The 22,619-nt window shown below is 67.2% G+C and carries 23 protein-coding genes; 9 read left to right on the forward strand and 14 right to left on the reverse strand.

The features are described from left to right. The first annotated feature begins 127 nt into the window (after window positions 1-127). The 6 genes from def to CK498_RS18295 all read left to right on the forward strand — a co-directional run bounded on the left by def (window position 128) and on the right by CK498_RS18295 (window position 7,587). Window positions 128-640, forward strand: a complete 513-nt coding sequence (gene def / locus CK498_RS18270) for a peptide deformylase (RefSeq protein WP_095622292.1) — start codon at window positions 128-130, stop codon at window positions 638-640. 117 nt (window positions 641-757) lie between these two features. Continuing rightward, on the forward strand, window positions 758-1,744 hold the full coding sequence (fmt, locus tag CK498_RS18275) for a methionyl-tRNA formyltransferase (protein ID WP_095622293.1): 987 nt from the start codon (window positions 758-760) through the stop codon (window positions 1,742-1,744). After that, window positions 1,741-3,072, forward strand: a complete 1,332-nt coding sequence (gene rsmB / locus CK498_RS18280) for a 16S rRNA (cytosine(967)-C(5))-methyltransferase RsmB (protein WP_095622294.1) — start codon at window positions 1,741-1,743, stop codon at window positions 3,070-3,072. Before fmt ends, rsmB begins: the two co-directional genes overlap by 4 nt. Window positions 3,073-3,153: 81 nt before the next feature. Further along, on the forward strand, window positions 3,154-4,527 hold the full coding sequence (trkA, locus tag CK498_RS18285) for a Trk system potassium transporter TrkA (RefSeq protein ID WP_095622295.1): 1,374 nt from the start codon (window positions 3,154-3,156) through the stop codon (window positions 4,525-4,527). Between the two features lie 43 nt (window positions 4,528-4,570). Beyond that, window positions 4,571-6,019, forward strand: coding sequence for a TrkH family potassium uptake protein (locus tag CK498_RS18290; protein ID WP_095622296.1), 1,449 nt, complete (start codon window positions 4,571-4,573; stop codon window positions 6,017-6,019). A gap of 326 nt (window positions 6,020-6,345) precedes the next feature. Next, window positions 6,346-7,587 carry a TraB/GumN family protein gene (locus CK498_RS18295; RefSeq protein ID WP_095622297.1) on the forward strand — a complete coding sequence of 414 codons (1,242 nt, stop codon included), beginning with the start codon at window positions 6,346-6,348 and terminating at the stop codon, window positions 7,585-7,587. Here CK498_RS18295 and CK498_RS18300 read toward each other — a convergent pair. The 3 genes from CK498_RS18300 to CK498_RS18310 all read right to left on the reverse strand — a co-directional run bounded on the left by CK498_RS18300 (window position 7,573) and on the right by CK498_RS18310 (window position 10,197). Beyond that, window positions 7,573-8,358, reverse strand: a complete 786-nt coding sequence (locus tag CK498_RS18300) for a tRNA-uridine aminocarboxypropyltransferase (protein WP_095622298.1) — start codon at window positions 8,356-8,358, stop codon at window positions 7,573-7,575. The two genes, CK498_RS18295 and CK498_RS18300, sit on opposite strands and share 15 nt — an antisense overlap. Before the next feature lie 57 nt (window positions 8,359-8,415). After that, entirely contained in the window at window positions 8,416-9,357 is a 942-nt protein-coding gene (locus CK498_RS18305) for a bile acid:sodium symporter family protein (RefSeq protein ID WP_095622299.1), read from the reverse strand. Window positions 9,358-9,459: 102 nt separating this feature from the next. After that, window positions 9,460-10,197, reverse strand: a complete 738-nt coding sequence (locus CK498_RS18310) for an SIR2 family NAD-dependent protein deacylase (protein ID WP_095622300.1) — start codon at window positions 10,195-10,197, stop codon at window positions 9,460-9,462. 124 nt (window positions 10,198-10,321) lie between these two features. Between CK498_RS18310 and CK498_RS18315 the strand changes: the two genes are divergently transcribed. The 3 genes from CK498_RS18315 to CK498_RS18325 are packed head-to-tail and all read left to right on the forward strand — an operon-like array spanning window position 10,322 to window position 12,169. Then, the gene (locus CK498_RS18315; RefSeq protein WP_095622301.1) at window positions 10,322-11,125 is read left to right on the forward strand and encodes a pseudouridine synthase; all 804 of its coding nucleotides are present in this window, start codon (window positions 10,322-10,324) and stop codon (window positions 11,123-11,125) included. After that, on the forward strand, window positions 11,122-11,949 hold the full coding sequence (tcdA, locus tag CK498_RS18320; protein ID WP_095622302.1) for a tRNA cyclic N6-threonylcarbamoyladenosine(37) synthase TcdA: 828 nt from the start codon (window positions 11,122-11,124) through the stop codon (window positions 11,947-11,949). Before CK498_RS18315 ends, tcdA begins: the two co-directional genes overlap by 4 nt. Continuing rightward, entirely contained in the window at window positions 11,942-12,169 is a 228-nt protein-coding gene (locus CK498_RS18325; RefSeq protein ID WP_095622303.1) for a DUF1653 domain-containing protein, read from the forward strand. Before tcdA ends, CK498_RS18325 begins: the two co-directional genes overlap by 8 nt. Before the next feature lie 69 nt (window positions 12,170-12,238). Here the strand turns inward: CK498_RS18325 and CK498_RS18330 are convergent, their stop codons facing one another. The 11 genes from CK498_RS18330 to lptF form a co-directional block, all read right to left on the reverse strand. Next, the gene (locus tag CK498_RS18330; RefSeq protein ID WP_095622304.1) at window positions 12,239-13,285 is read right to left on the reverse strand and encodes an ABC transporter ATP-binding protein; all 1,047 of its coding nucleotides are present in this window, start codon (window positions 13,283-13,285) and stop codon (window positions 12,239-12,241) included. Then, window positions 13,273-14,973: an ABC transporter permease gene (locus tag CK498_RS18335; RefSeq protein ID WP_095622305.1), complete on the reverse strand. Its 1,701-nt coding sequence runs from the start codon at window positions 14,971-14,973 to the stop codon at window positions 13,273-13,275. The genes CK498_RS18330 and CK498_RS18335 overlap by 13 nt, the downstream gene beginning before the upstream one ends. A gap of 2 nt (window positions 14,974-14,975) precedes the next feature. Continuing rightward, window positions 14,976-15,956: an ABC transporter substrate-binding protein gene (locus CK498_RS18340; RefSeq protein ID WP_095622306.1), complete on the reverse strand. Its 981-nt coding sequence runs from the start codon at window positions 15,954-15,956 to the stop codon at window positions 14,976-14,978. 88 nt (window positions 15,957-16,044) lie between these two features. Then, entirely contained in the window at window positions 16,045-16,809 is a 765-nt protein-coding gene (locus tag CK498_RS18345) for an ABC transporter permease (RefSeq protein WP_095622307.1), read from the reverse strand. After that, window positions 16,806-17,639 (reverse strand): ABC transporter ATP-binding protein, encoded by an 834-nt coding sequence (locus tag CK498_RS18350; RefSeq protein ID WP_095622308.1) that lies wholly within the window; start codon window positions 17,637-17,639, stop codon window positions 16,806-16,808. Before CK498_RS18350 ends, CK498_RS18345 begins: the two co-directional genes overlap by 4 nt. A gap of 13 nt (window positions 17,640-17,652) precedes the next feature. Next, window positions 17,653-18,717: an ABC transporter substrate-binding protein gene (locus CK498_RS18355; RefSeq protein WP_229359134.1), complete on the reverse strand. Its 1,065-nt coding sequence runs from the start codon at window positions 18,715-18,717 to the stop codon at window positions 17,653-17,655. Window positions 18,718-18,940: 223 nt separating this feature from the next. After that, the gene (gene bfr, locus CK498_RS18360) at window positions 18,941-19,423 is read right to left on the reverse strand and encodes a bacterioferritin (protein ID WP_095622309.1); all 483 of its coding nucleotides are present in this window, start codon (window positions 19,421-19,423) and stop codon (window positions 18,941-18,943) included. Between the two features lie 182 nt (window positions 19,424-19,605). Beyond that, entirely contained in the window at window positions 19,606-19,812 is a 207-nt protein-coding gene (locus CK498_RS18365; protein ID WP_095622310.1) for a (2Fe-2S)-binding protein, read from the reverse strand. 80 nt (window positions 19,813-19,892) lie between these two features. Next, window positions 19,893-20,345, reverse strand: coding sequence for an RDD family protein (locus CK498_RS18370; RefSeq protein ID WP_095622311.1), 453 nt, complete (start codon window positions 20,343-20,345; stop codon window positions 19,893-19,895). A 12-nt stretch (window positions 20,346-20,357) separates the two neighbouring features. Then, window positions 20,358-21,422, reverse strand: coding sequence for an LPS export ABC transporter permease LptG (lptG, locus tag CK498_RS18375; protein ID WP_095622312.1), 1,065 nt, complete (start codon window positions 21,420-21,422; stop codon window positions 20,358-20,360). Then, window positions 21,422-22,501 carry an LPS export ABC transporter permease LptF gene (lptF, locus tag CK498_RS18380; RefSeq protein WP_176475839.1) on the reverse strand — a complete coding sequence of 360 codons (1,080 nt, stop codon included), beginning with the start codon at window positions 22,499-22,501 and terminating at the stop codon, window positions 21,422-21,424. Before lptF ends, lptG begins: the two co-directional genes overlap by 1 nt. Window positions 22,502-22,619: the final 118 nt, after the last annotated feature.

Genomic DNA, 22,619 nt, shown 5'->3' on the forward strand with positions numbered 1-22,619 from the left:
ACGGCGTTATCGCTCTTATGTGCGGCCATGCATGGCGCAAAACGCAACCGGCGGTTTCACTGCACGCGGCCGCCCACTACAATATGGCCATATCCTCTGATAACAGCACAACGGTGATTTCAACGCCATGGCCAAGTTACCCATCCTCGAATTTCCTGACGAGCGCCTGCGCACCAAGGCCGCACCGGTTGCCACGGTAGACGACGAGGTGCGCCAACTGGTCGACGACATGTTCGAGACCATGTACCACGCTCGCGGCATCGGCCTGGCCGCCACCCAGGTTGACGTGCACCGCCGCGTTATCGTGATGGATGTCAGCGACGACCGGAGTGATCCTCGGGTGCTGATCAATCCCGAGTACACACCCCTCGGTGACGAACGCGAGTCGCTCCAGGAGGGCTGCCTGTCGATCCCCGAATATTACGCCGAGGTGCCGCGTGCCCTGGGCGTCCACCTCAAGGCGCTGGATCGCGACGGCCAGCCCTATGAGCTCGAGGCCGACGGCTTGCTGGCACACTGCATCCAGCACGAATACGACCACCTCGAAGGGGTGCTGTTCGTCGACTACCTGTCGCCGCTCAAGCGCGAGCGGGTACTCAAGAAGATGCAGAAGCGCCACAAGCTGATGCAGGACGCCTGATACCCGCCTGACGCCCCAGCCGGCTCGCAGCAGCGCTGCGAGCCGCATTGCGCATGAAGCGGAACGCCGCCCGCAGGTGGCCGATCCGCCGTATCCGACTTCTCGAGGCCCTACCGCATGCCCCAAGCGTTACGCGTGATCTTCGCCGGCACCCCCGACTTTGCCGCCGCGAGCCTGGCGGCACTGCTCGACAGCCGGCACCGGGTGGTGGCCGTCTACACCCAGCCAGATCGTCCCGCCGGTCGCGGTCGCAAGCTGTTGCCCAGTCCCGTCAAGGCGCTGGCCCAGGCGCATCAGTTGCCGGTCTATCAGCCGACGTCGCTCAAGGATGCCGACGCCCAGGCCGAGCTGGCCGCCATCGAGGCCGACATCATGGTGGTGGTCGCCTACGGCCTGATCCTGCCCCAGGCGGTACTCGATACCCCACGGCTTGGCTGCCTCAACGTCCACGCCTCGCTGCTGCCGCGCTGGCGCGGAGCGGCGCCGATCCAGCGCGCCATCGAGGCCGGCGACCGCGAGAGCGGGGTGACCATCATGCAGATGGATGCCGGCCTCGATACCGGCGCCATGCTGCTCGAACGGCGCACGCCGATCGCCGCCACCACCACCGGCGGCGAACTGCACGATACCCTCGCCAAGCTGGGTGGCGAGACGATCGTCGCGGCCCTCGACGCCCTGGCCGGCGAGGGCCTCAGTGCCACGCCGCAGCCCGAAGCGGGCATCACCTACGCCGCCAAGCTGACCAAGGCCGAGGCCGAGCTCGACTTCCGCCAGCCGGCGGCGCGCCTTGCCGCCAAGGTGCGCGCCTTCAATCCCTGGCCGGTGGCCTGGTGCACACTCGGCGACGAGCGTCTGCGGCTGTGGTTGGCCGCCGCCGGCGAGCGCCGCGACGACGACCCTCAGCAGACGCCACCGGGTACCCTGCTGCAAAGCGACGCGGATGCCCTGCGCATTGCCTGCGGCGCCGGGGGTAGCGAAGTGCTACGCGTCACCCAGGCCCAACTGCCCGGCGGCAAGGCCCTGCCGATGCGTGAGCTACTCAAGGCCCGCGGCGAGCGCTTCGCCGCCGGTACCCCGCTATCCCCCCCGGAGACGCCACGATGAACGACGCGCCCACGCCCCAAGGCAGCGGCCAGCAGCTGCGTGCCGCCGCCGCCCGTGCCCTGCTGCCGGTGATCGATGCCAAGGGCTCGCTTGCCGCCCTCGACGACGGCGGCGTAGCACCTCGCGACCGCGCGCTGTTCCGTGCCCTGTGCTATGGCGTGTGCCGCACTCTGCCGCGCCTCGAGGCGCTCGCCGACGAGCTGCTGCGCAGCCCCTTCAAGGCCCGAGACCGTGACATTCAGGCGTTGCTGCTGGTCGGCATCTACCAGCTGCTCTATCTGCGCGTTCCGGCTCACGCCGCGGTGGGCGAGACCGCCGGTGCCGCGCGGCTGCTCGGCAAGGCCTGGGCCACCCGGGTACTCAATGGCTGCCTGCGCCGCCTGCAGCGCGAGCAGAGCGCGCTACAGGCCAAGGTCGACCGCGATCCCTGCGTCGCGCTGCTGCATCCGGCCTGGCTGCTCAAGGCGCTGCGCCAGGCGTGGCCCGACGACTGGCGCGAGATCGCCATCGCCAACAATACCCCGGGGCCGATGACGCTACGCATCAATCGCCGCCGGGTCAGCCGCGAGGTGTATCGCGAGCGCCTGCTGGAGAGCGGCCTCGAGAGCCGCCCCTGCGAATTCGCCCCCGATGGCTTGACCCTCGAGACCCCCTGCGACGTCAAGGCGCTGCCGGGGTTCACCGACGGCGTTGTCAGCGTCCAGGACGAGGCCGCCCAGCTTGCCGTGGAGCTGCTCGGCCCAACCCTGGCCCCACGCCCCGGGGCGCGGGTGCTCGATGCCTGCTGTGCTCCCGGCGGCAAGACCGCACACCTGCTCGAGGCCTTCGACATCGACCTCACCGCGCTGGACAGCGATGCCCAGCGCCTGACCCGCGTCACCGACACTCTCGATCGGCTAGGGCTAACGGCGCGCATCGAGCACGCCGATGCCACCCAGCTGGAAGGCTGGGAGACGGACTGCTTCGATGCCATCCTGCTCGACGCCCCCTGCTCCGGCAGCGGCGTGATTCGCCGCCACCCGGATATCAAGCGGCTACGCCGCGCCGAAGACATCACCGCGCTGGCCGCGCTGCAGGCGCAGTTGCTCGACCGCCTGTGGCAGACCCTGACCCCGGGCGGCACCCTGGTCTACGCCACCTGCTCGGTGTTCCCTGAGGAGAACGCCGAGCAGATCAAAGCCTTCCTGGCCCGCACCGCGGATGCCCGCGTTACCACCCCCGACCAGGTGGCCTGGGGCCGCCCGGCCGGCGACGGCCGCCAGCTGCTGCCCCGCGAGGCCGGCCATGACGGTTTCTTCTACGCGCGACTCGAAAAGGCGCGCAGCTGATCCCACCCCGCGCCGCCGCCTGTCCTTCGCCAGGCGGCTGGTTTATGCTGTGCCGACGCATCGCAGGGGAACAGGCGTGGCATGAAGATCATCATTCTCGGTGCCGGACAAGTCGGCGGCACCCTGGCCGAACATCTCGCCCACGAAGAGAACGACATTACCGTGGTCGATACCGACGGTGGGCGGCTGCGCGAGCTGCATAACCGCCTCGACATCCGCACCGTCTCGGGCCCCGCCTCCTACCCCATGGTGTTGCGCCAGGCCGGTTGCGAAGATGCCGACATGCTGATCGCGGTGACCAACTCCGACGAAGTCAACATGATCGCCTGCCAGGTCGCCCACACCCTGTTTCGCACCCCCACCAAGATCGCCCGCGTCCGCGCCACCGCCTACCTCACCCGCAAGGGCCTGTTCGCCCACGAGGCGGTGCCCATCGACGTACTGATCAGCCCCGAGCAGGTGGTCACCGACCATATCCGCCGCCTGATCGAGTACCCCGGCGCCCTGCAGGTGCTGGAGTTCGCCGGCGGCCAGGCCCAGCTGGTGGCGGTCAAGGCCTTCTACGGCGGGCCGCTGGTGGGCCAGGAGCTGGGCTTCCTGCGCCGCCATATGCCCAACGTCGACACCCGAGTGGCGGCCATCTACCGCCGCAACCGGCCGATCATCCCGCGCGGCGACACCGTGATCGAAGCCGACGACGAGGTGTTCTTCATCGCCGCCCGCCGCGATATCCGCGCGGTGATGAGCGAACTGCGCCGCCTCGACCGCGACTTCCGCCGAGTGGTGATCGCCGGCGGCGGGCATATCGGCGAGCGCCTGGCCGAGAATCTCGAGCACAGCCATCAGGTCAAGATCATCGAGCACGACCTGGAGCGCTGTACCACCCTCTCCGAGCGCCTCGACCGCACCGTGGTGCTGCACGGCAGCGCCACCAGCAAGCGCCTGCTGCTGGAGGAGAACATCGAGGACTGCGATATCTTCTGCGCGCTGACCAATGACGACGAGGTCAACATCATGTCGTCGATGCTGGCCAAGCGGCTGGGCGCCAAGAAGGTGCTGACGCTGATCAACAACGCCGCCTACGTCGACCTGGTGCAGGGCGGCGAGATCGATATCGCCATCTCGCCCCAGCAGGCCACCATCGGCAGCCTGCTGACCCATGTGCGGCGCGGCGATATCGTCAACGTCCACTCGCTGCGCCGTGGCGCCGCCGAGGCCATCGAAGCCATCGCCCACGGCGACTCGCGCTCGTCCAAGGTGGTGGGTCGCGCCATCGACGAAATCGACCTGCCCGGCGGCACCACCATCGGCGCCATCGTGCGCGGCAAGGAGGTGCTGATCGCCCACGACGACGTGGTGGTGGAGTCTGGCGATCACGTTATCCTGTTCGTGGTCGACAAGCGCCGCATCCGCGACGTGGAACGGCTGTTCCAGGTCGGGCTGACATTCTTCTGATGGGGGAGCAACGCGTGAACGCCCGGACAAGGAGCGTGACGGCATGAGTCTGCGCGTGATTCTGCGCATCCTGGGACTGCTACTGATGCTGTTCAGCCTTACCCTGGTGCCGCCGATCCTGATCTCACTGCTGTTCAACGACGGCGTGTGGGACGCCTTTGCCATCGCCATGGCGATCACCGTGGCCACCGGTGCCCTGCTCTACCTGCCCAATCGCTATGCGCGCAAGGAGCTGCGCACCCGCGACGGCTTCCTGATCGCGGCGCTGTTCTGGACGGTACTCGGCACCTTCGGCTCGCTGCCGCTGATGCTCGACGGCCCCTATGCGCTATCGGTCACCGATGCGGTGTTCGAGTCGTTCTCGGGATTGACCACCACCGGCGCCACGGTCATCACCGGCATCGACTTCCTGCCCGAAGCGGTGCGCTACTACCGCCAGCAGCTGCAGTGGCTGGGCGGCATGGGTATCGTGGTACTGGCGGTGGCGATCCTGCCGACGCTGGGCGTTGGCGGCATGGCGCTGTACCGCACCGAGATCCCCGGGCCGCTCAAGGACTCCAAGCTGACCCCGCGCATCACCGAGACCGCCAAGGCGCTGTGGTACATCTATGCCAGCCTGACGCTGACCTGCATCATCGCCTACTGGGCCGCCGGCATGGACTGGTTCGACGCCATCGGTCACGGCTTCTCGACCGTGGCCATCGGCGGCTTTTCCACCTACGACGCCAGTATCGGCCACTTCGACAGCGCCACCATCGAGCTGATCTGCGTGCTGTTCATGGTGATCTCGGCGATAAGCTATAGCCTGCACTTCGCGGCCTGGCGCGAGAAACGCCTGTCCCAGTACCTGCGCGATCCGGAAGCGAGCTTCCTGCTGCTGTTCCTGCTCGGCCTGAGCGTGATCAGCGTGCTGACACTGTGGCTGACCGCCACCTACAGTGGCAGCGAGGGCCTGCGCAACGGCGTGTTCCAGGCGGTTTCCATCGCCACCACCGCCGGCTTCGGCGTCGCCGACTTCGCCGCCTGGCCCGGCGCTCTACCCTTCCTGCTGTTCGTCGCCGCCTTCGTCGGCGGCTGCTCGGGCTCCACCGGCGGTGGCATGAAGGTGATCCGCATCATCCTGATCCTCAAGCAGGGCATGCGCGAGGTGATGCGCCTGATCCACCCCAATGCGGTGATCGCGGTCAAGGTCGGCAAGGTCAGCGTGCCCGACAGCATCGCCCAGGCGGTGTGGGGCTTCTTCTCGGTCTACGTGATGCTGTTCTTCCTGATGCTGATCGGGGTGATGGCCACCGGCGTCGACCAGGTCACCGCCTGGTCGAGCGTCGCCTCGACCCTCAACAACCTCGGCCCGGCGCTGGGTGAGGCCGCCAGCCACTACGGCGAGCTGCCCGACCTGGCCAAATGGATCCTGGTGATAGCGATGATCCTCGGCCGCCTGGAGATCTTCACCGTGCTGGTGCTGTTCACCCCGGCCTTCTGGCGGCGCTAGTCGAAGATGCTGCCAAGGGACGCCGGGGGCAGGTCGCAGCGAAGGTCTTTTGCCATGGGTGAGGAGCACTGCTCCGAACGGGCTGGCCATGGATGACCAGCACCGGTCCTGCAAGCGAAGCAGGATGCGAGAGCGAAGCAGGGCAAAAGTAGCGCCCAGGGATGGGTTCACAGCGCCTTCGCGTAGGCCTGCCGCCGGATCAGTCCCGGTCTCAAAGCAGCTGAACGTTTACTGCGATTTACCTATCGTTGCCGTCCCCGGGTTTGGCGTGGCCAGCGGCTTTCGTGGATAATCGCCTGATCATCTTGTCGTCACAGCGAGCCTTCATGACCGACCCTCAGGATCTCACCGCCAGCGCCGAGCCGGCCGCAGCGCTCAGCGGCGGACCTCGCCAGACCCTGCAGCTGGGCGATACCCGCTACACCCTGCTGGGCACCGCCCACGTCTCCAAGGAGAGCGCCGACGAGGTGCGCGCGCTGATCCGCTCCGGCGACTTCGACGCGGTGGCCATCGAGCTGTGCGCCTCGCGCCACCACAGCCTGGTGGAACCCGATGCCCTGGCCGGCCAGGACCTGTTCGAGATCTTTCGCCAGGGCAAGGCCGGCATGGTCGCTGCCAGCCTGGCGCTGGGGGCCTTCCAGCAGCGCGTCGCCGAACAGTCGGGCATCGAGCCCGGCGCCGAGATGCGCGCCGCGCTGGAGGAGACCCAGCGCCGCGACCTGCCGCTGCTGCTGATCGACCGCGATGTCGGTATCACCCTCAAGCGCATCTACGCCAATGTGCCCTGGTGGCAGCGCTTCTCGCTGTTCTCGGGGCTGCTCGGCAGCGTCATGTCGCGCCAGGAGGTTTCCGCCGCCGATATCGAACGGCTCAAGGAGGGCGACGTGCTGGAGTCGACCTTCAACGAGTTCGCCGAGCAGTCCGAGTCGCTGTATACGCCGCTGATCAGCGAGCGCGACCGCTACATGGCCCTGCGTATCGGCGAGGAGAGCCCGCCCGGGCGCTACCGCCATGTACTGGTGGTGATCGGCGCCGGCCACCTCAAGGGCATGGCCGAACATCTCGGCACGCCGCTGCCCGACGAGCCGCGGGTCGAACGCGAGGCGCTGGAAGCCACGCCACCGCGCTCCAAGGTCTGGAAGCTGCTGCCCTGGGCGATCACCGCGCTGGTGCTGACCGGCTTCGCCATCGGTTTTTCGCGCAATACCGAACTCGGCTGGCAGCTGGTCGGCGAGTGGTTCCTGATCAACGGCGTGCTATCGGCGGCGGCCACCACCGTCGCCCTGGCCCACCCGGTGACCATCCTGGCGACCTTCTTCGCCGCCCCGCTGACTTCGCTCAATCCCACTATCGGCGCCGGCTTCGTCGCCGCCGGGGTCGAGCTGTTCATGCGCAAGCCCAAGGTCGGCGACTTCGCCCATCTGCGCCACGATGTCACCTCGCTGCGCGGCTGGTGGCGCAACCGGGTGTCGCGCACGCTGCTGGTGTTCCTGCTCGCCACCCTCGGCTCGGCGGCGGGCACCTGGGTGGCAGGCTTCCGCATCGCCGGGGCGCTATTCGGTAGCTGAGGCGGGCCAGCGGCCCTGGCGCGACAGCAGCCGGCGCATGGCCGGCGTGGGCTGTTCGATCTTGTGGTAGGTACGGCTCGAGGCGTAGCTGTCGTTGAAGGCGTCGAAATAGTCGTCGAGTATCTCGGCGGCGTCGATATCGCCAGCCTGGCGCAGCAGTTCGATGGCCACTTCCGCGGTACACAGGTGGGCCTGGGAGGCCGGCTTGCGCAGCCGGTAGCGGGTCTGGCGCTGGGTGCGCAGCGGCAGCACCGGCAGCGCGTCGAGGTAGGGGCTCTTGCGAAAGATGCGCCGCGCCTGGCGCCAGGTGCCGTCGATAATGATGAACACCGGAATCTTCGCCTGCTGCTTGGCACGCTCCACCGCCGGCATGCCCACCACCCGTTCGGCGTAGTCCGGCTGGTCGTCGGGAAAGATCACAAAGGGCGCATAGCGCGAATCCTCGAGCAGTGCCAGCAAGTCTGGATCGGGGGCGGTACGGTACCAGGTGAAGACCCGGGTGGCGGACAGCACATCGCCAATCAGCCGCCCGGTATTGGTCGGCTTGTGGTGCTCCAGGGGGTGGGTCAGCAGCCACACCTCGGCGCAGCTGTCGGTCTCGACCCGGAAGGGGCACAGGCAGTTGAGGGTCGGCAGATTGCAGCCTTCGCAGCGTTCGACGAAGCTGCCGCGGGCCTTGAACTCACGCCGTGGCGGACGCGCATGACCGCTGGCCGGATCACGGCCTTCGCCGTTGGCCACGCGTGGATCGAGCGAGACGTCTTCGTACATGACGCACCTGGGAAAAGAGCGGGCGGGCATTCTAGCATGCCTGCCCGCCAAGGCACTTCAGGGGGTCTCGGAGGCACTCGACGCCGCCACAGGCCAGCGCTTCCAGTAGCCGGCCAGCAGCGAACCTGAGACATTGTGCCACACCGAGAACAGCGCGCCGGGCAGCGCAGCCCCGGCGCTGAAGAACTGGTTGGCCAGCGCCACGGCGAGCCCCGAGTTCTGCATCCCTACCTCGATGGAGACGGTACGCGCGGTACGCTGGTCGAGGCCGCACAGCCGGCTGACAAAGAAGCCACCGGCCAGGCCGATGGCGTTATGGGCGATCACCGCGACGGCCACCACTGGCCCGAGGCTGGCCAGGCGACCAGCGTTGAGCGCCACGACGATGGCAATGATCATCACGATGGCGAACATGGCAAGCGTGGCCAGTGCAGGCTCGACCCGCTCGACATGGCGCCCGACGAAGTGATGCACCACCACCCCTACCGCTACCGGCGCGACCACCAACTGGGCGATGCTCGACAGCATCCCCCACACCGGCACTTCGACCATCTGCCCGACCAGCAGCCAGGCGATCAATGGCGTCACCACCACCGAGGCCAAGGTCGAGACCAGCGTCATCGACACCGATAGCGCCACCCGCCCGCCAGCCAACCAGGTCATCACGTTGGAGGCGGTGCCGCCGGCCGTCGCGCCCACCAGCACCATCCCGGTGGTCAGCTCCGGTGACAGGCCCAGCACCAGCGAGACACCGAGTGCCGCCAGCGGCATCACCACGAATTGCAGCAGCACGCCGATGCCCACCGGCAGCGGCGCCTTGATCACAGCGAGGAAGTCCTGCTTGGACAGCGTCAGCCCCATGGCGAACATGATGGTCGCCAGCAGCACCTGGATCTTTCCCGCGTGACCGGTGAACAGCGGCGGCATGATGATCGCAAGGGCGGCGAAGAGGATCGCCCACACCGGAAAGAGGCGATTGAGGCGTTCGAAAAACAGCATGATGGCGTGTCCTTACGATGTGGTCCGCCGGGCGACGCGGCCCAACCGCCGCGTTGATTAGACCGCTAATAATGCCCTAAAGCGACGACCGGGGAAAATCCCTCACGCCTCGAGCAGCGTCTCCGGTAGCCACAGACGGCCCTCCCGCGACCAGTGGCGCACCAGCGTCGTGACACCGCGCCCGGCAGGCTGGGCCAGCGCCGCAACGCCGGGCGGCGCCAGCTGCTCGGCGGCTGGATCGACCAGGATCACCTCGGCATCCAGCGGCGCCCGCTCGAGCAGCGCCGCGGCAGGCATCACCGCCAGCGAGGTGCCCACTACCAGCAGCAGATCGGCCTGCTCGACGATCTCGCAGGCTTCTATATAACGCGGCACCGGCTCGCCGAACCACACCACGTCGGGGCGCAGCTGGCTGCCCTTGTCGCAGATATCGCCAAGCCTGATGCCGCCGCGCGGCAGCGGGTAGCGCATGCGCTCATCGACGCTGGAGCGCGCCTTGAGAATCTCGCCGTGGAGATGCAGCACGTCGCGGGAGCCGGCACGCTCGTGGAGATCGTCGATGTTCTGGGTGATCACGCTGACCCGAAAGCCCTGCTTCTCGAGCAAGGCCAGGGCCTGATGGGCAGCGTTGGGGCGGGCGCGGCGCACCTGGGTGCGCCGCGCATCGTAGAAGCGCAGCACCCGCTCGGGGTCGCGACGCCAGGCCTGGGGCGTGGCCACGTCTTCGATGGCATGATCGGCCCACAGGCCGTCGCTGGCGCGAAAGGTCTGGATGCCGCTCTCGGCACTGATGCCAGCACCGGTGAAGACCACCAGGTGCGGCGTTCGAGTCTCGTTCATGGCCGCCACTGCAGGTAATGTCGCCGCAACATAGCACTGCCACAGCCACCCTGACAACGCGCCAACGGATGACAGCGGCGCGCCGAGCGGCGACAATGGCCGCCCATTTCGAGACGCCGCTGCCATGCCTGCCACGCCCCCCAGCCGAGACGCCTGCGCCCCGCTGCCGATCCTGTATCGCGATGCGGCGCTGGTGGTCGTGGCCAAGCCGTCAGGGCTGCTGGTCCACCGCACCGCCCTGGCCCGCGGCGAGACGCGCTTCATGGTGCAGACGCTGCGCGACCAGCTCGGCCAGCGGGTCTACCCGGTGCACCGCCTCGACCGCCCCACCTCGGGGGTGATGGTATTCGCGCTCAGCGCCGAGATCGCCGCGACGTTGACCCAGGCCTTCGCCGAGCAGCATATCGCCAAGCGCTATCTGGCGGTGGTGCGCGGCGTTGGCCCCGAAGCCGAGCGGCTCGACTACCCGCTGCGCGAGGAGGACGGCAGCCGCCCCAAGGCACAGATGCCGGCCATGCCGGCGGCCACCGAGATCCGCCGCCTCGACAGCGTCGAGCTACCGGTGCAGGTCGACCGCTACCCCAGCAGCCGCTATTCGCTGATCGAGGCGCGCCCGCTGAGCGGGCGCCGCCACCAGATCCGCCGCCACCTGTCGCAGCGTGGCTACCCGATCATCGGCGATGCCAAGCACGGCAAGGGCAACCACAATCGCTTCTTCAAGGAGCGGCTCGGCTGCCCGCGGCTGCTGCTGGCCGCCGTCGAGCTGCGCTTTCCGCACCCGCTGGAGGGCAGCCAGCTGCAGGTCAGCGCACCGCTGCAGGAGGACATGCAGCAGCTCTTCGAGCGCTTCGGCTGGGCCGCCCACCTGCCGCAGCATGACATCGCCTGGCATGACACCGGCTCACCGACCTTCGCCACCGCCCCATGACCGATATCGACGCCAACGCCGACGACTACGACCTGCGCTTCGGCGGCATCCGCCGGCTCTACGGCAGCCGCGCCGCCGACACCTTCCGCCACGCCCATGTGGTGGTGGTCGGCGTCGGCGGCGTCGGCAGCTGGGCGGTGGAGGCGCTGGCCCGCGCCGGGATCGGCAAGCTGACGCTGATCGACCTCGACGACGTCTGCGTCTCCAACGTCAACCGCCAGCTCCACGCTCTCGACGGCACCATCGGCCGCCCCAAGGTCGAGGTGCTGGCGGAGCGCTGCCGGGCGATTCACTCCGGCATCGAGGTGGTCGCCGACGCGGCGTTCGTCACCCCGGGCAATCTCGCCGAGCGGATTCCCGACGACGCCGACCACGTGCTGGATGCCATCGACAGCGTGCTGGCCAAGGCCGCGCTGATCAGTTGGTGCAAGCGGCGCAAGATCCCCATCACCGTGACCGGCGCGGCCGGCGGCCAGACCGATCCCACCCGCATCCAGGTCGCCGACCTGACCCGCACCGAGCACGATCCGCTGCTGGCCAAGGTCCGCGCCCGGCTGCGCCGCGACTTCGGTTTCTCGCGCAACCCCAAGCGGCGCTTCTCGGTGGAGTGCGTCTACTCCGACGAGCAGCTGGTCTACCCGGGTGCCGACGGCGAGGTGTGCCTGACCAAGCCGGGAACCGGGGATGCCACCCGACTCGACTGCGCCTCGGGCTTCGGCGCGGCTACCTTCGTCACCGGCGCCTTCGGCTTCGCCGCCGCGGCGCGGGTCATGGCGCGGCTTGCCAAGCACGCAGCAGATTCTCAGGAGATTCAGGATGCATGATACCAAGCGCCCGGTCGCGGGCATCTACCGCCACTACAAGGGTGCCGACTACGAGGTGGTGGGTGTCGCCCAGCATAGCGAAAGCGAAGAAGCGCTGGTGGTCTATCGCGCCCTCTACGGCGACTACGGCCTGTGGGTCCGGCCGCTCGAGATGTTCTGCGAAACGGTCGAGATTCAGGGCGAGACGCTGCCACGCTTCGAACTCATCAAGGCATTCTGATGTGATGCAGCGCAACCCCAGGAGCAGACTGCATCTCGCCTCCTCCTGCCTCCAAAGCCGCCGGGCGGCTCATGTTTCGCGCTCCAGGCACCAGCCCTCGCGCAGGATCACCCCCACCTGAAGCCCTTCGCCAAGCGCCACGGGATGATAGGCGAGCAGCGTTTCACCGCTGGCGAGACGCAGGTGCAGTTCGTAGCGCTCACCGCGGAAGGTCACGCCCTCCACCCGCGCTTGCAGCCCCTGACGTGAAGGCGCATCGGGCAGCACCGTGACGTGCTCCGGGCGCACCAGCAGCGGCTGGGTGCGCTCGGCGGCAACCTCGGCCAGCCCGCGCATCAGCGCCGCTTCCTCCAGGCGCACGCCCGGCTGTCCTGCTGCGACGTTCAGCAGACTGCCTTGACCGATAAAGCCCGCCACCCAAGCGCTGCGCGGTTGGCGATAGAGCGTCTGCGGCGTGGCCCACTGCGCCAGCCGGCCGTCACGCATCACGGCGATACGATCCGCCAGCGCCATGGCTTCGCTCTGGTCATGGGTGACGTAGACCAGGGTGGCCCGGGTGCGGCGATGGAAATCACGAAAGCTCAGCTCCATCGACGCACGCAGGTGACGGTCGAGGTTGGCCAGTGGCTCGTCGAGCAGCACCACGTCGGGATCCGTGACCAGGCAGCGCGCCAGCGCCACGCGCTGACGCTGGCCGCCGCTGAGCTCCTGTGGCGAGCGCTGGGCGTAGGGTTCCAGTTCCACCATGGCCAGCGCCTTCGCTACCTGGTGCCGGTAGGCCTCGCCCCCCAGGCGGCGCAGCTTGAGCGGGTAGCCGACGTTGTCGGCCACGCTCATGTGCGGCCACAGGGCGTAGGACTGGAACACCATGGCCATGTTGCGCTGCTCCGGCGGCAGCTGCCGTTCGCGGCTGGCCAGGGTACGTTCGCCCAGGCGGATCTCACCCGCACTGACGGCTTCGAAGCCAGCCAGCATGCGCAGCATGGTGGTCTTGCCACAGCCGCTGGGGCCGAGCAGCGCGACGAACTCTCCCGGTTCGATCTCCAGCGAGAGCGCATCGACGGCGGTCTGCTCGCCGAAACGCTTGGAGACGCTCTCGATGGTCAACCCTGCCATGGTACGACTCCCCTGGGCAGGCGATGCGCCAGTAGGCTCAGGCACAGCATCAGTGCCGCCACCATCGCCACCACCAGTACCGACAGCGCGGCGGCCAGCACGCTCTCGCCGCCCTCGTCCAGGTTGAAGATCAGCACGCCGAGGGTCTCGTTGCCGGCGCTCCACAGCAGCGCCGAGACGGTCAGCTCGTTCACCGCCAGCAGGAACACCAGCAGCCCGCCGGCGAACAGCGCCGGCGCTACCAGCGGCAGCACGATGCCGCCCAAGCGCCGCCAGGGGCCGGCCCCAGCAAGCTGGGCCGCCTCCTCCAGCGAGGGGTCTAGCTGGGCGAGGCCGGCGGCCACCGGCTTGAGACACACCACCAGGAAGCGCGCCAGGTAGGCAACGAAGATCAGCCCCAGGGTGCCGTAGAGCGCGATATTGACTACCGGAATGGGGCGCACGAAGAGCAGGATGCAGGCCACCGCCAGCACCACACCGGGCAGCGCATAGGGTAGCTCGATGGCGCTCAGCGCCAGGCCCTGCCAGCGCCGCGGCAGACGCTGTAGGCGGTAGGCTAGCGGCAGGCTACACAGCATCAGCACCACGGCGGCACTGCCCGCCAGCCATAGGCTGTTGTGCACCGCACGCCAGGTCGCCCCCTGGCGGCCGATCACCTCGTGGTAGGCGTTCAGGGTGATGGTCTCCCAGGAGAGCGGCACACCCATGGCGGGCACCAGCGAACTCACCACCAGCGCCGCCAAGGGCGCGACCAGAATGGCCAGTAGCACCGCCACCAGCAGCACGGTCACGCCGCCACGCCAGCGCCCCAGCGCGAAGTCGTGGGCGCGGCCACCGTGCCCCACCAAGCCAAAGCGGCTGCGCTTCATCCACGCCTGCTGCAGCGCCACCCCGGCCAGCGCCAGGGCACCGATCAGCAGCGACAGCGAAGCCATCTCGGCCAGCACACCGGTGCCGAAGTTGGCCATGCGCTGGTAGATCAGGGTCGGCAGCACGTAATAGCCGGCGGGGATGCCCAGCATGGCGGGAATCCCAAAGTTGCCCAGGCTCGAGATAAAGGCCATGGCACCTCCCGCGACCAGGCCGCTGCGGGTCACCGGCAGGATGATCTGCCCCCACACCTGGGACTGGCGGGCGCCGCTGATGCGTGCGGCCTCGACCAGTTCGCGGGGCAGCGAAAGCAACGACGTACGCAGCGCCAGGAACACCAACGGCGCACTCTGGATCCCCAATAGCAGGGCGATGCCCTCGGCCGAGTAGAGCGGCTGAGGGCTGCCCAGCGGCGGCGCCATGCCGATGCTCTTCAACAGCGGGCTGGCCGGGCCGAACAGCTGCAGCCAGCTCAGCGCCGTGACTTGGGGCGGGATCATCATCGGTAGCATGAAGCAGAACACCAGCCAGGCCTTGCCGCGGATATCGGTGAGAGTGATCACGAAGGCGAACAGGCTGCCCAGCAGCAGTGCGATCAGCATACCCAGCCCCGAGGTATAGAGGCTGCGCCACAGCGCCCGCCAGGTGCTCTCGGCCTGCAGCACCCGCCACAGCGGCGACTCGCTGCCCTGGGCCAGGTCGCCCAGCGCCTCTATTAGCAGGCGCAGGCTGGGCACCAGGCTCAACGCCACGATGATGAGCATCAGCAGGGTGAGCAGCCAACGCTGCTGGCTGCCATCAGTGAGACCCGGCGCCATGCTCAGCCGCCGAACAGGTCGTCGAAGCGCTGCTTGAGTGCGGCTTCCCTGGCCAGGGCGCTTTCGATGTCGAGCGGCATCAGCGCGATGCTGTCGCGGTCGGGAAAGCCTGCCGGCGGAGCAACCTCGGGATGCGCCGGTAGGTAGCCCTGCTCGCTGACCAGCTGCTGCCCTGCCCGCGAGAGCACGAAATCGACGAACAGCTGCGCCGCCTCGGGATTGCGAGCCTCCTGCATGATGGCAACCGGCTCGGTTACCGCACTCACCCCCTCTTCGGGGAACACGAATTCCACCGGCGAGCCCTTGGCCGCCTCACGTATCGGCAGGAAGTCGACCACGATGCCGTAGGGCCTGGTGCCTGCCGCCACGGCGTTGAACACCCCGCCGTTGCCGCCCTGGGCCTCGGTACGGTTGGCCTGCAGCGCTTCGTAATAGCCTTCGCCCAGCTCGGGATGGGCCTCGACCGCCGCCATGTGGATAAGCGCGGCGCCGGAATAGAGCGGGCTCGGCATGGTCACCTGCCCCGCGTACTCGGGCTGGATGAGTTCCTGCCAGCTGTGTGGCTGATGCTCGGCACCGGTGTTGTAGACGATACCCGTGGTGATCAGCTTGGTGCCGTAGTAGTAGCCTTCCGGGTCGTACAGCTCGGCGTCGTAGGCCTCGCGTTCCGAGCTCAGGTAGGCCTGCAGGTGCCCCTCCTGTTTAAGGGATTCCATGGTCATGCTGTCGGCGATCAGTAGCACGTCGGGGTTACTGACGTTGGCGCTCAATTCGGAGCGCAGCCGGGTCATCAGGCGGGTGGTGCCGTCGCGCACCCACTCCACCTCGATCTCCGGATAGGCCGCCTGAAAGGCGTCGACGGTCTGCTGGGCATCGCTGTTGGGCTGGCTGGTGTAGAGCACCAGCTTCTGGTCGGCCAGAGCCGGCAGCGCCAGGCCAGCCAGAAGCAATGCCAGCACGGATCCTGGGAAGCGCTTGTGCATGGGAATACCCTCAAAGAATCATTCTCATCGAGGGTACTGCGCTTGGTTTACAGCTCGGTGACAGCCGCTGCGGCCGGAGAGTCGGCGCTCAGCGATCCTGGCCGCGGTGCGCCCAGCGGGTCATGCGCTTCTCGAGCAGCGCGAACAGCTCATACATCACCATGGCCATGGCGCTGATCACGATCAGCCCGGCGAATACCAGCGGCATGCGCATCTGCGAGCCGGCGCTCATCATCAGGTAGCCGATGCCCTGGTTCGAGGCCACGGTCTCGGAGACCACGGTGCCGACGAAGGCCAGGGTGATGGCGACCTTGAGCGAGGCGAAGAAGTACGGCAGCGAGCGCGGCAGCCCCACCTTGAGCAGCACGTCGAGGCGCTTGGCGCCGAGCACCCGCAGCACGTCCTCCATCTCCGGCTCCAGCGTCGCCAGGCCGGTGGCCACGTTGACCACGATGGGGAAGAAGCAGATCAGGAAGGCGGTGAGGATCGCCGGTACCGAGCCGATGCCGAACCACACCACCAAAATCGGCACGAAGGCGACCTTGGGGATGGCGTTGAAGCCCACCAGCAGCGGATAACAGGCGCGGTACATGAAGCGCGACGAGCCGACGATGAAGCCCAGCGCCAGCCCCACGACCACGCCCAGCGCGAACCCCACCAGGGTGGTCCACAGGGTCTGCCAGGAGTGCATGCCGATCGGTCCGGCGAAGGTGATCATGGCCTGGAAGGTGTCCCAGGCGCCGGGAAACAGAAACGGCGGTACGTCCAGCAGGCGCACCGTGCCCTCCCAGATCACCAGCAGCGCGATTACCGCCAGCCACGGCGCCAGACGCTCCTTGGTGGTGGCCTTCATGCCGCACCTCCGCGTATCTCGCCAATCTGCGCGCGCAGCTCGTGCACCAGGGTGGTGAAGGGCTCGCGATAGGTGGTTTCCAGCTCGCGCGGGCGCGGCAGGTCGATTTCGCGCCGCTCGACGATGCGCCCCGGGCGCTTGCTCATCACATACACAGTGTCGGCCAGGAAGGCCGCCTCGCGCAGGTCGTGGGTGACCAGCACCACGGTGAAGCGCTGCGTCTGCCAGAGGTCGCGCAGCACGCACCACAGCTCTTCACGGGTAAAGGCATCCAGCGCGGCAAACGGCTCGTCGAGCATCAGCAGCTTGGGTTGGTGGATCAGCGCGCGGCAGATCGAGGCGCGCTGCTGCATGCCGCCGGAGAGCTGCCAGGGGTACTGGTCCTCGTAGCCTTCCAGCCCCACGGTTTGCAGCAGGTCGCGTGCCCAGCCGACGAACTCCCCGCGCCGCCGGCGAAACTGCGAGCGGTAGGGTTTGACGATCTCCAGCGGCAGCAGCACGTTATCCAGGGTGGTGCGCCACGGCAGCAGGTTGGCGTTCTGGAACGCCATGCCGGTGATCTTGAGCGGCCCGCTGACCGGCTCGCCAGCGACCCGCACGCTGCCCTGGGTCGGCCCGTGCAGACCGGTGCAGAGCTTCATGAAGGTCGACTTGCCGCAGCCCGAGGGGCCGACGATGGCGACGAACTCGCCCTCGCGGATGGAGAGGCTGATGTCCTCGATGGCGTTGCCGCTAGCGTCGTAGGCGAGGCTTACGTCGTCGAAGTCGACGAAGGCATGCTCGCTGCGCGCCGCCTCGGCGGCGCGCAGCTCGGTGGGAGTGGCGGTCATGGCAACCCTGGGCTCAGTCGGCGAAGATCATGCGGTCTTCCTGGGCGGGCAGGAAGCGCGAGGTGAAGACCCGCTCGGCGCCAGGCACCTCGGGCAGGTCGTAAGCCTCGGCAACCAGCCGGATCGCCTCGTCCAGGCGCGCCTCGTCGATGGCACCGGCGCCGTGGGCGCGGGCGTCCTCGGTATCGATGGCGCCCTCGATGGCAAGCTTCAGGCGGCGCGTCTCGAGCTCGACGTCGATCAGGCCGTCGCGGTTGCGCACATAGTCGATGGCACCCTCGGGGTCGGCCAGGGTCTCGGCAAGCGCCCGGTTGAAGGCGCGCAGAAACCCCTCCACCGCCTCGGGGTTCTCCTCGGAGAACTGCTCGCTGGCGATGATCGCATTGCCATAGAGCGGCACACCGTAGTCGGGGAACGGCATGATGGTCAGCTCGCCCTCCTGCATGCCGCGCGCCTCGAGGTTGAGCAGACTGGTGAAGTAGAAACCGGTGATGGCATCGACGTCGCCGCGCTCGAGCAGCGTTTCGCGCAGTGCCGGGTCGACGTTCTGCCAGGTCACGGCATCGGCGTCGAGGTCGTTGGCATTGGCGAAGATGCCCCAGGCGCGATAGCCAGTATCGAAAGTGGGTGCCGCCAGGGTCTTGCCGGCCAGGTCGGCGGGCGTCTCGATATCGCGGTCCTTGCGCGCGAAGACCGCCGCCGGCGAGCCGTCATAGACCACATAGACGCCCTGGATGCCCGGGCCGTCGGGATTCTCGGCCAGGAACTCGACCAGTGCATTGAGATCACCGAAGCCCATCTGGTAGGCACCGCTGGCGACCCGGTTGATGGCTCCCGCCGAACCGCTGCCGGAGTCGATCTCGACGTTGAGCCCCTCCTCTTCGAAGTAGCCGCGCTCCACCGCCATCAGAAAGGGCGCCGACGGCCCCTCGAAGCGCCAGTCGAGCTGGAAGCGAATATCGGTGGCGGCGCTGGCGGTGCCGCTCAGCAGGATGGCGCCAAGCGTGGTGCCGAGAAGCAGGCTACGTGACAGGATTCGGTGCATGGCATGGGCCTCGGTATACAAGATTGTCATCATTGAGTATGCAGGTTTCTTGCCATCGCGGGCTGTTGCTCGCAGCCCCTGCACGGCAAGGGTCGATGCAGGGCATCTCGGCACCTCACTGCGCCACCCCGGTGCAGGCGCCGCCCGCCCATGCACCAGCATAGAACATTCAGCAATACCGGCACCGCGTGCATCCTCAACGCAAGACACCGGCCCTGGGGCCGGTGTCGTGATTCGCTGCGGCTCGGCTAGCGCGTTACTCGTCGCCGGCCATCTGCATCTGACGCTGCATGTAGTTCTCGATGCCAACCTTGTCGATCAGGCCGAGTTCGGTCTCGATATGATCGATATGGTCTTCTTCGTCGGCGAGAATCTCGCGGAAGATATCGCGAGTCACATAGTCCTTGACCTGTTCGCAGTAGGTGATGGCCTCGATGTAGTCCTTGCGACCGTCGTGCTCGATCTTGAGGTCCGCTTCGAGCATCTCGCGCACATTCTCGCCGATGTGCAGCTTGCCGAGATCCTGCAGGTTGGGCACGCCTTCGAGGAACAGGATCCGCTCGATCAGGCGATCGGCGTGCTGCATCTCCTCGATGGACTCGTCGTACTCCCACTTGGCCAGCGCCTTGAGGCCCCAGTCCTTGTACATCTTGGCATGCAGGAAATACTGGTTGATGGCTACCAGCTCGTTACCGAGGGCCTTGTTCAGGTGCTTGATGACCTTGGCGTCGCCTTTCATCGATCCTCTCCTAAGTGCATGACACTAAACGCTAGAGTCGCCGCAGGCCGCGACGTCATGGCACCAGTATCGACAAAAAACCGAGAAAAGGCAAAAAATCCAATCAGGACAGGAGGTTAGCGAGACGCTCTCGCATTTGTGAAAAGTCGCGGATGGCAATGACTGACGGACGCCAGCCAGCCTCACACGGCATAGGCAAGGTCCTGGCTGGCCTCGACCATGGTGGTGACAACGGCCTCGCGGGTCAGCGCCTTGCCGACACAGGCACATTTGCCGCACTGGGTGGCACAACCGGTGGACTCGCGCACTTCACGCCAGCTGCGCGCGCCGCCATCTACGGCTTCGCGAATCGCCTTGTCGGTTACCCCGTTGCACAGACACACGTACATGCCATCACCTCGCTGATCATCCACATACCGAATGTAAATGATTCGCAGAGCCTATTGCAAGTGCAACTACGACCTATTGGTTAGATAGATCTCTTCTCCGGCTTGGGTAGCACCACGACTTCAGTGCCGGAGGCGATATCCGGCCAGCTGCGCCGCTGGCCGTCGAACAGCACCCACCAGTAGCCCAAGCCCAGCAGCGCCAGCGACAGGCAGGCGACCAGAAAGCGGATCAGGCTCTGCACCAGGGTAATGCTGGCGCCGTCCGGGGTCTGTACGCGCAGCCGCCAGGCCTGCATGCCCAGCGTCATGCCGGCACGCATCCAGCAGAAAGCGAAGAAGGCGAAGGTGGTGACGAACAGCAGGCTGTGAAACAGCGGCGACTCGTTGGCCTCGCCCTGGTTGAGCGCCACCGCAATAAAGGCCAGCAGCACCCAGATGGCCATGACCAGGAAGCTGTCGTAGAGCATCGCACCCAGCCGGCGGCCGAGACCGGCCGGCCATACGCGGTCGAGATCGGTAAAGCGTCGTCGCATGGTGTCCTCGTGTCAGCCCGAGCGTCGTAATAGATAGAAACCGAGGCTGGCGCAGATCAGCGTCGGCCCGAGTACCGCCCACACCGGTGAGAAACCGAACACCGTCGAGGCCGGCGCCAGCAGGTCCTGCAGATACTTGAAGCACAATCCGACCACCACGCCGTAGAACACCCGGGTACCGGCGGCCACGGTGCGCAGTGGACCGAATACGAACGAGGCCGCCACCAGCACCAGCGAGGCCATAGTCAGCGGCATCAGCATCTTCTGCCAGAAGTAGAGCAGCGGCTGAGTCGACTGCAGCCCCTGCTCCTGCAGGTAGCGCGCGTAGGCCCACAGCTCGCTGGGCGCCTGGCTGTTGACCGGCCGCAGCAGGCGCCCGAGCTGGTCGGGCGTGAGGCTGGTCTGCCAGTCGAGCCGATCGAGGGACTCGGCCTCGGTGCGCGCGTCTTCGAAGCGAGTGATCGAGACCTCCTCCAGCACCCAGTGGCCGTCGTTCCACACCGCCCGCTCGGCAGTGGTCGCGGCCCGCAGGATCTCGCCCTCGAACTCGTAGCGGGTCAGATCGAGCACGGTGTTGTCGCCGCGGATCGCCCCGAAACGGTAGACCGCATCGCCCTCGCGCTGCCAGCCGCCGCGCTGGGTGAGCACGGCGCCCTCGCCCTGCATCTGCTCGATGCGCCAGGCGCTGGCAAACTGCTCGGTGCGCGGACTGACGTATTCGGCCACCAGCAGCACGACCACCACGACCAGGATGATCGGCTTCATCACTCCCCACAGGATCCGCGACAGCGAGCGCCCGGCGGCGCGCATCACGGTCAGCTCGTTGCTCGAGGCCATGCTACCCAGGCCGATCAAGGCGCCGATCAGCACGCCTACCGGGGCATACTGATAGAAGCGCCACGGCAGGCGCATGATCAAGTAGAGCAGCACCTGGAAGGCGCCGTAGTTCCCCTCGACGTCATCGAGGTCGTTGATGTAGGTGATCACCAGGTCGAGCCCCAGCAGCACCAGTTGCACGACGATGATCGCGCCCAGCACGTTGCGGGCGATATAGCGGTCGAGACGGTCGGCGATCATCAGCGCATCCCCTTGTGCTGTGCCCGCTGCATCATTACCAGGCCAAGGGCCAAGTAGGCAGCGTGGATCGGCCACATGCCCACCGCCGCCGACAGCGCGCCGCGGCCAATGGCGTCCTGGGCGGCGAGCAGCAGACTCAGGTAGCTGATATGCAGGAAGATCGCCGGCAGCAGCTTGGCGAAGCGCCCCTGGCGCGGATTGACCTTGGATAGCGGCATTGCCATCAGGGTCAGGATGAAGACCATCAGCGGCAACCCGAAGCGCCACTGCAGCTGGGCGTGGGCACGGCTGTCGTCGCTGCCCAGCAGCGCCGCGGTGGAGGCGTACTCGGGGGAGTCGATCTCGACCACTTCATCGGCGCGCGAGAGGCGCACCGCGTAGGTGGCGAACTCCAGGCGTTCGGCCTCGAAGCGCCCCGGGTCGACGCTATAGCGCTCGCCGTCGGCCAGCACCAGAAAGCGGCTGCCGGTCTCATCGTCGACGGTCTGATAGCCGCTTTGGGCGCGGGTCACGCTGTCTTCCGGGGTGCCGTCGGTGCGCCGCTGGCGCTCGCTGATGAAGACGTTCTGCATGCGCGTCTGGTTATCGGTAAAGCCCTCCACGTAGACCGTGCGGCCGGCGCCCAGGTCCTGGAAGCGTCCCGGCGCCAGCGCCGAGAAATCCAGCTGGCTACGCTGCTCCTCGAGGGTCACGGCATTGTTGAAGGCCCCTGCCGGTGTCAGCCACAAGCTGCATAGCCCCACCAGGAATGCCACCAGGGTGGCCGGCACCAGGCTGATGGTCAGCAGCCGCCGCGGACTGGTGCCGCAGGCGACCAGCACGGTAATTTCGCTGTTGAGGTAGAGCTGCCCGTAGGCCAGCAGGATGCCCAGAAAAAAGGCCAGTGGCAGGATCAGCTCGAGAAAGCCCGGCAGGTGGTAGAGCATCAGGGTGCCGAGAATGCTGGCCGGAATATCGCCCTCGGCAGCATCGGTAAAGTAGCGAATGAAACGACTGCCCATGATCACCAGCAACAGCACCCCGGCCACGGCGGCCATGGTCAGCAGGATCTCGCGGGTCAGGTAGCGAAATATGATCAAGAAACTCTCCCGGTGCTCCATGCAGGGCAGGTATCGCTCCCCATGCAATGGCGCAGCGCATTGCGTACACTGGACGGCATTCGGCTGCGGCAAGGCGTCGTGCCGGCATTATCCAGAA

It is taken from the genome of Halomonas salipaludis, assembly GCF_002286975.1.
Taxonomy (GTDB): domain Bacteria; phylum Pseudomonadota; class Gammaproteobacteria; order Pseudomonadales; family Halomonadaceae; genus Franzmannia; species Franzmannia salipaludis.

What these genes read in the sequence shown, in the direction of transcription:
- CK498_RS18290 (WP_095622296.1), top strand. Translation starts at nt 4,571, where the DNA reads ATGAGTCTGCGCGTGATTCTGCGCATCCTGGGACTGCTACTGATGCTG.
- lptG (WP_095622312.1), bottom strand. Translation starts at nt 21,422, where the DNA reads ATGATCGCCGACCGTCTCGACCGCTATATCGCCCGCAACGTGCTGGGC.
- CK498_RS18370 (WP_095622311.1), bottom strand. Translation starts at nt 20,345, where the DNA reads ATGCGACGACGCTTTACCGATCTCGACCGCGTATGGCCGGCCGGTCTC.
- CK498_RS18330 (WP_095622304.1), bottom strand. Translation starts at nt 13,285, where the DNA reads ATGGCAGGGTTGACCATCGAGAGCGTCTCCAAGCGTTTCGGCGAGCAG.
- fmt (WP_095622293.1), top strand. Translation starts at nt 758, where the DNA reads ATGCCCCAAGCGTTACGCGTGATCTTCGCCGGCACCCCCGACTTTGCC.
- CK498_RS18335 (WP_095622305.1), bottom strand. Translation starts at nt 14,973, where the DNA reads ATGGCGCCGGGTCTCACTGATGGCAGCCAGCAGCGTTGGCTGCTCACC.
- CK498_RS18305 (WP_095622299.1), bottom strand. Translation starts at nt 9,357, where the DNA reads ATGCTGTTTTTCGAACGCCTCAATCGCCTCTTTCCGGTGTGGGCGATC.
- CK498_RS18295 (WP_095622297.1), top strand. Translation starts at nt 6,346, where the DNA reads ATGACCGACCCTCAGGATCTCACCGCCAGCGCCGAGCCGGCCGCAGCG.
- CK498_RS18365 (WP_095622310.1), bottom strand. Translation starts at nt 19,812, where the DNA reads ATGTACGTGTGTCTGTGCAACGGGGTAACCGACAAGGCGATTCGCGAA.
- CK498_RS18345 (WP_095622307.1), bottom strand. Translation starts at nt 16,809, where the DNA reads ATGAAGGCCACCACCAAGGAGCGTCTGGCGCCGTGGCTGGCGGTAATC.
- tcdA (WP_095622302.1), top strand. Translation starts at nt 11,122, where the DNA reads ATGACCGATATCGACGCCAACGCCGACGACTACGACCTGCGCTTCGGC.
- bfr (WP_095622309.1), bottom strand. Translation starts at nt 19,423, where the DNA reads ATGAAAGGCGACGCCAAGGTCATCAAGCACCTGAACAAGGCCCTCGGT.
- CK498_RS18350 (WP_095622308.1), bottom strand. Translation starts at nt 17,639, where the DNA reads ATGACCGCCACTCCCACCGAGCTGCGCGCCGCCGAGGCGGCGCGCAGC.
- CK498_RS18340 (WP_095622306.1), bottom strand. Translation starts at nt 15,956, where the DNA reads ATGCACAAGCGCTTCCCAGGATCCGTGCTGGCATTGCTTCTGGCTGGC.
- def (WP_095622292.1), top strand. Translation starts at nt 128, where the DNA reads ATGGCCAAGTTACCCATCCTCGAATTTCCTGACGAGCGCCTGCGCACC.
- CK498_RS18315 (WP_095622301.1), top strand. Translation starts at nt 10,322, where the DNA reads ATGCCTGCCACGCCCCCCAGCCGAGACGCCTGCGCCCCGCTGCCGATC.
- CK498_RS18355 (WP_229359134.1), bottom strand. Translation starts at nt 18,717, where the DNA reads ATGATGACAATCTTGTATACCGAGGCCCATGCCATGCACCGAATCCTG.
- CK498_RS18300 (WP_095622298.1), bottom strand. Translation starts at nt 8,358, where the DNA reads ATGTACGAAGACGTCTCGCTCGATCCACGCGTGGCCAACGGCGAAGGC.
- trkA (WP_095622295.1), top strand. Translation starts at nt 3,154, where the DNA reads ATGAAGATCATCATTCTCGGTGCCGGACAAGTCGGCGGCACCCTGGCC.
- rsmB (WP_095622294.1), top strand. Translation starts at nt 1,741, where the DNA reads ATGAACGACGCGCCCACGCCCCAAGGCAGCGGCCAGCAGCTGCGTGCC.
- CK498_RS18310 (WP_095622300.1), bottom strand. Translation starts at nt 10,197, where the DNA reads ATGAACGAGACTCGAACGCCGCACCTGGTGGTCTTCACCGGTGCTGGC.
- CK498_RS18325 (WP_095622303.1), top strand. Translation starts at nt 11,942, where the DNA reads ATGCATGATACCAAGCGCCCGGTCGCGGGCATCTACCGCCACTACAAG.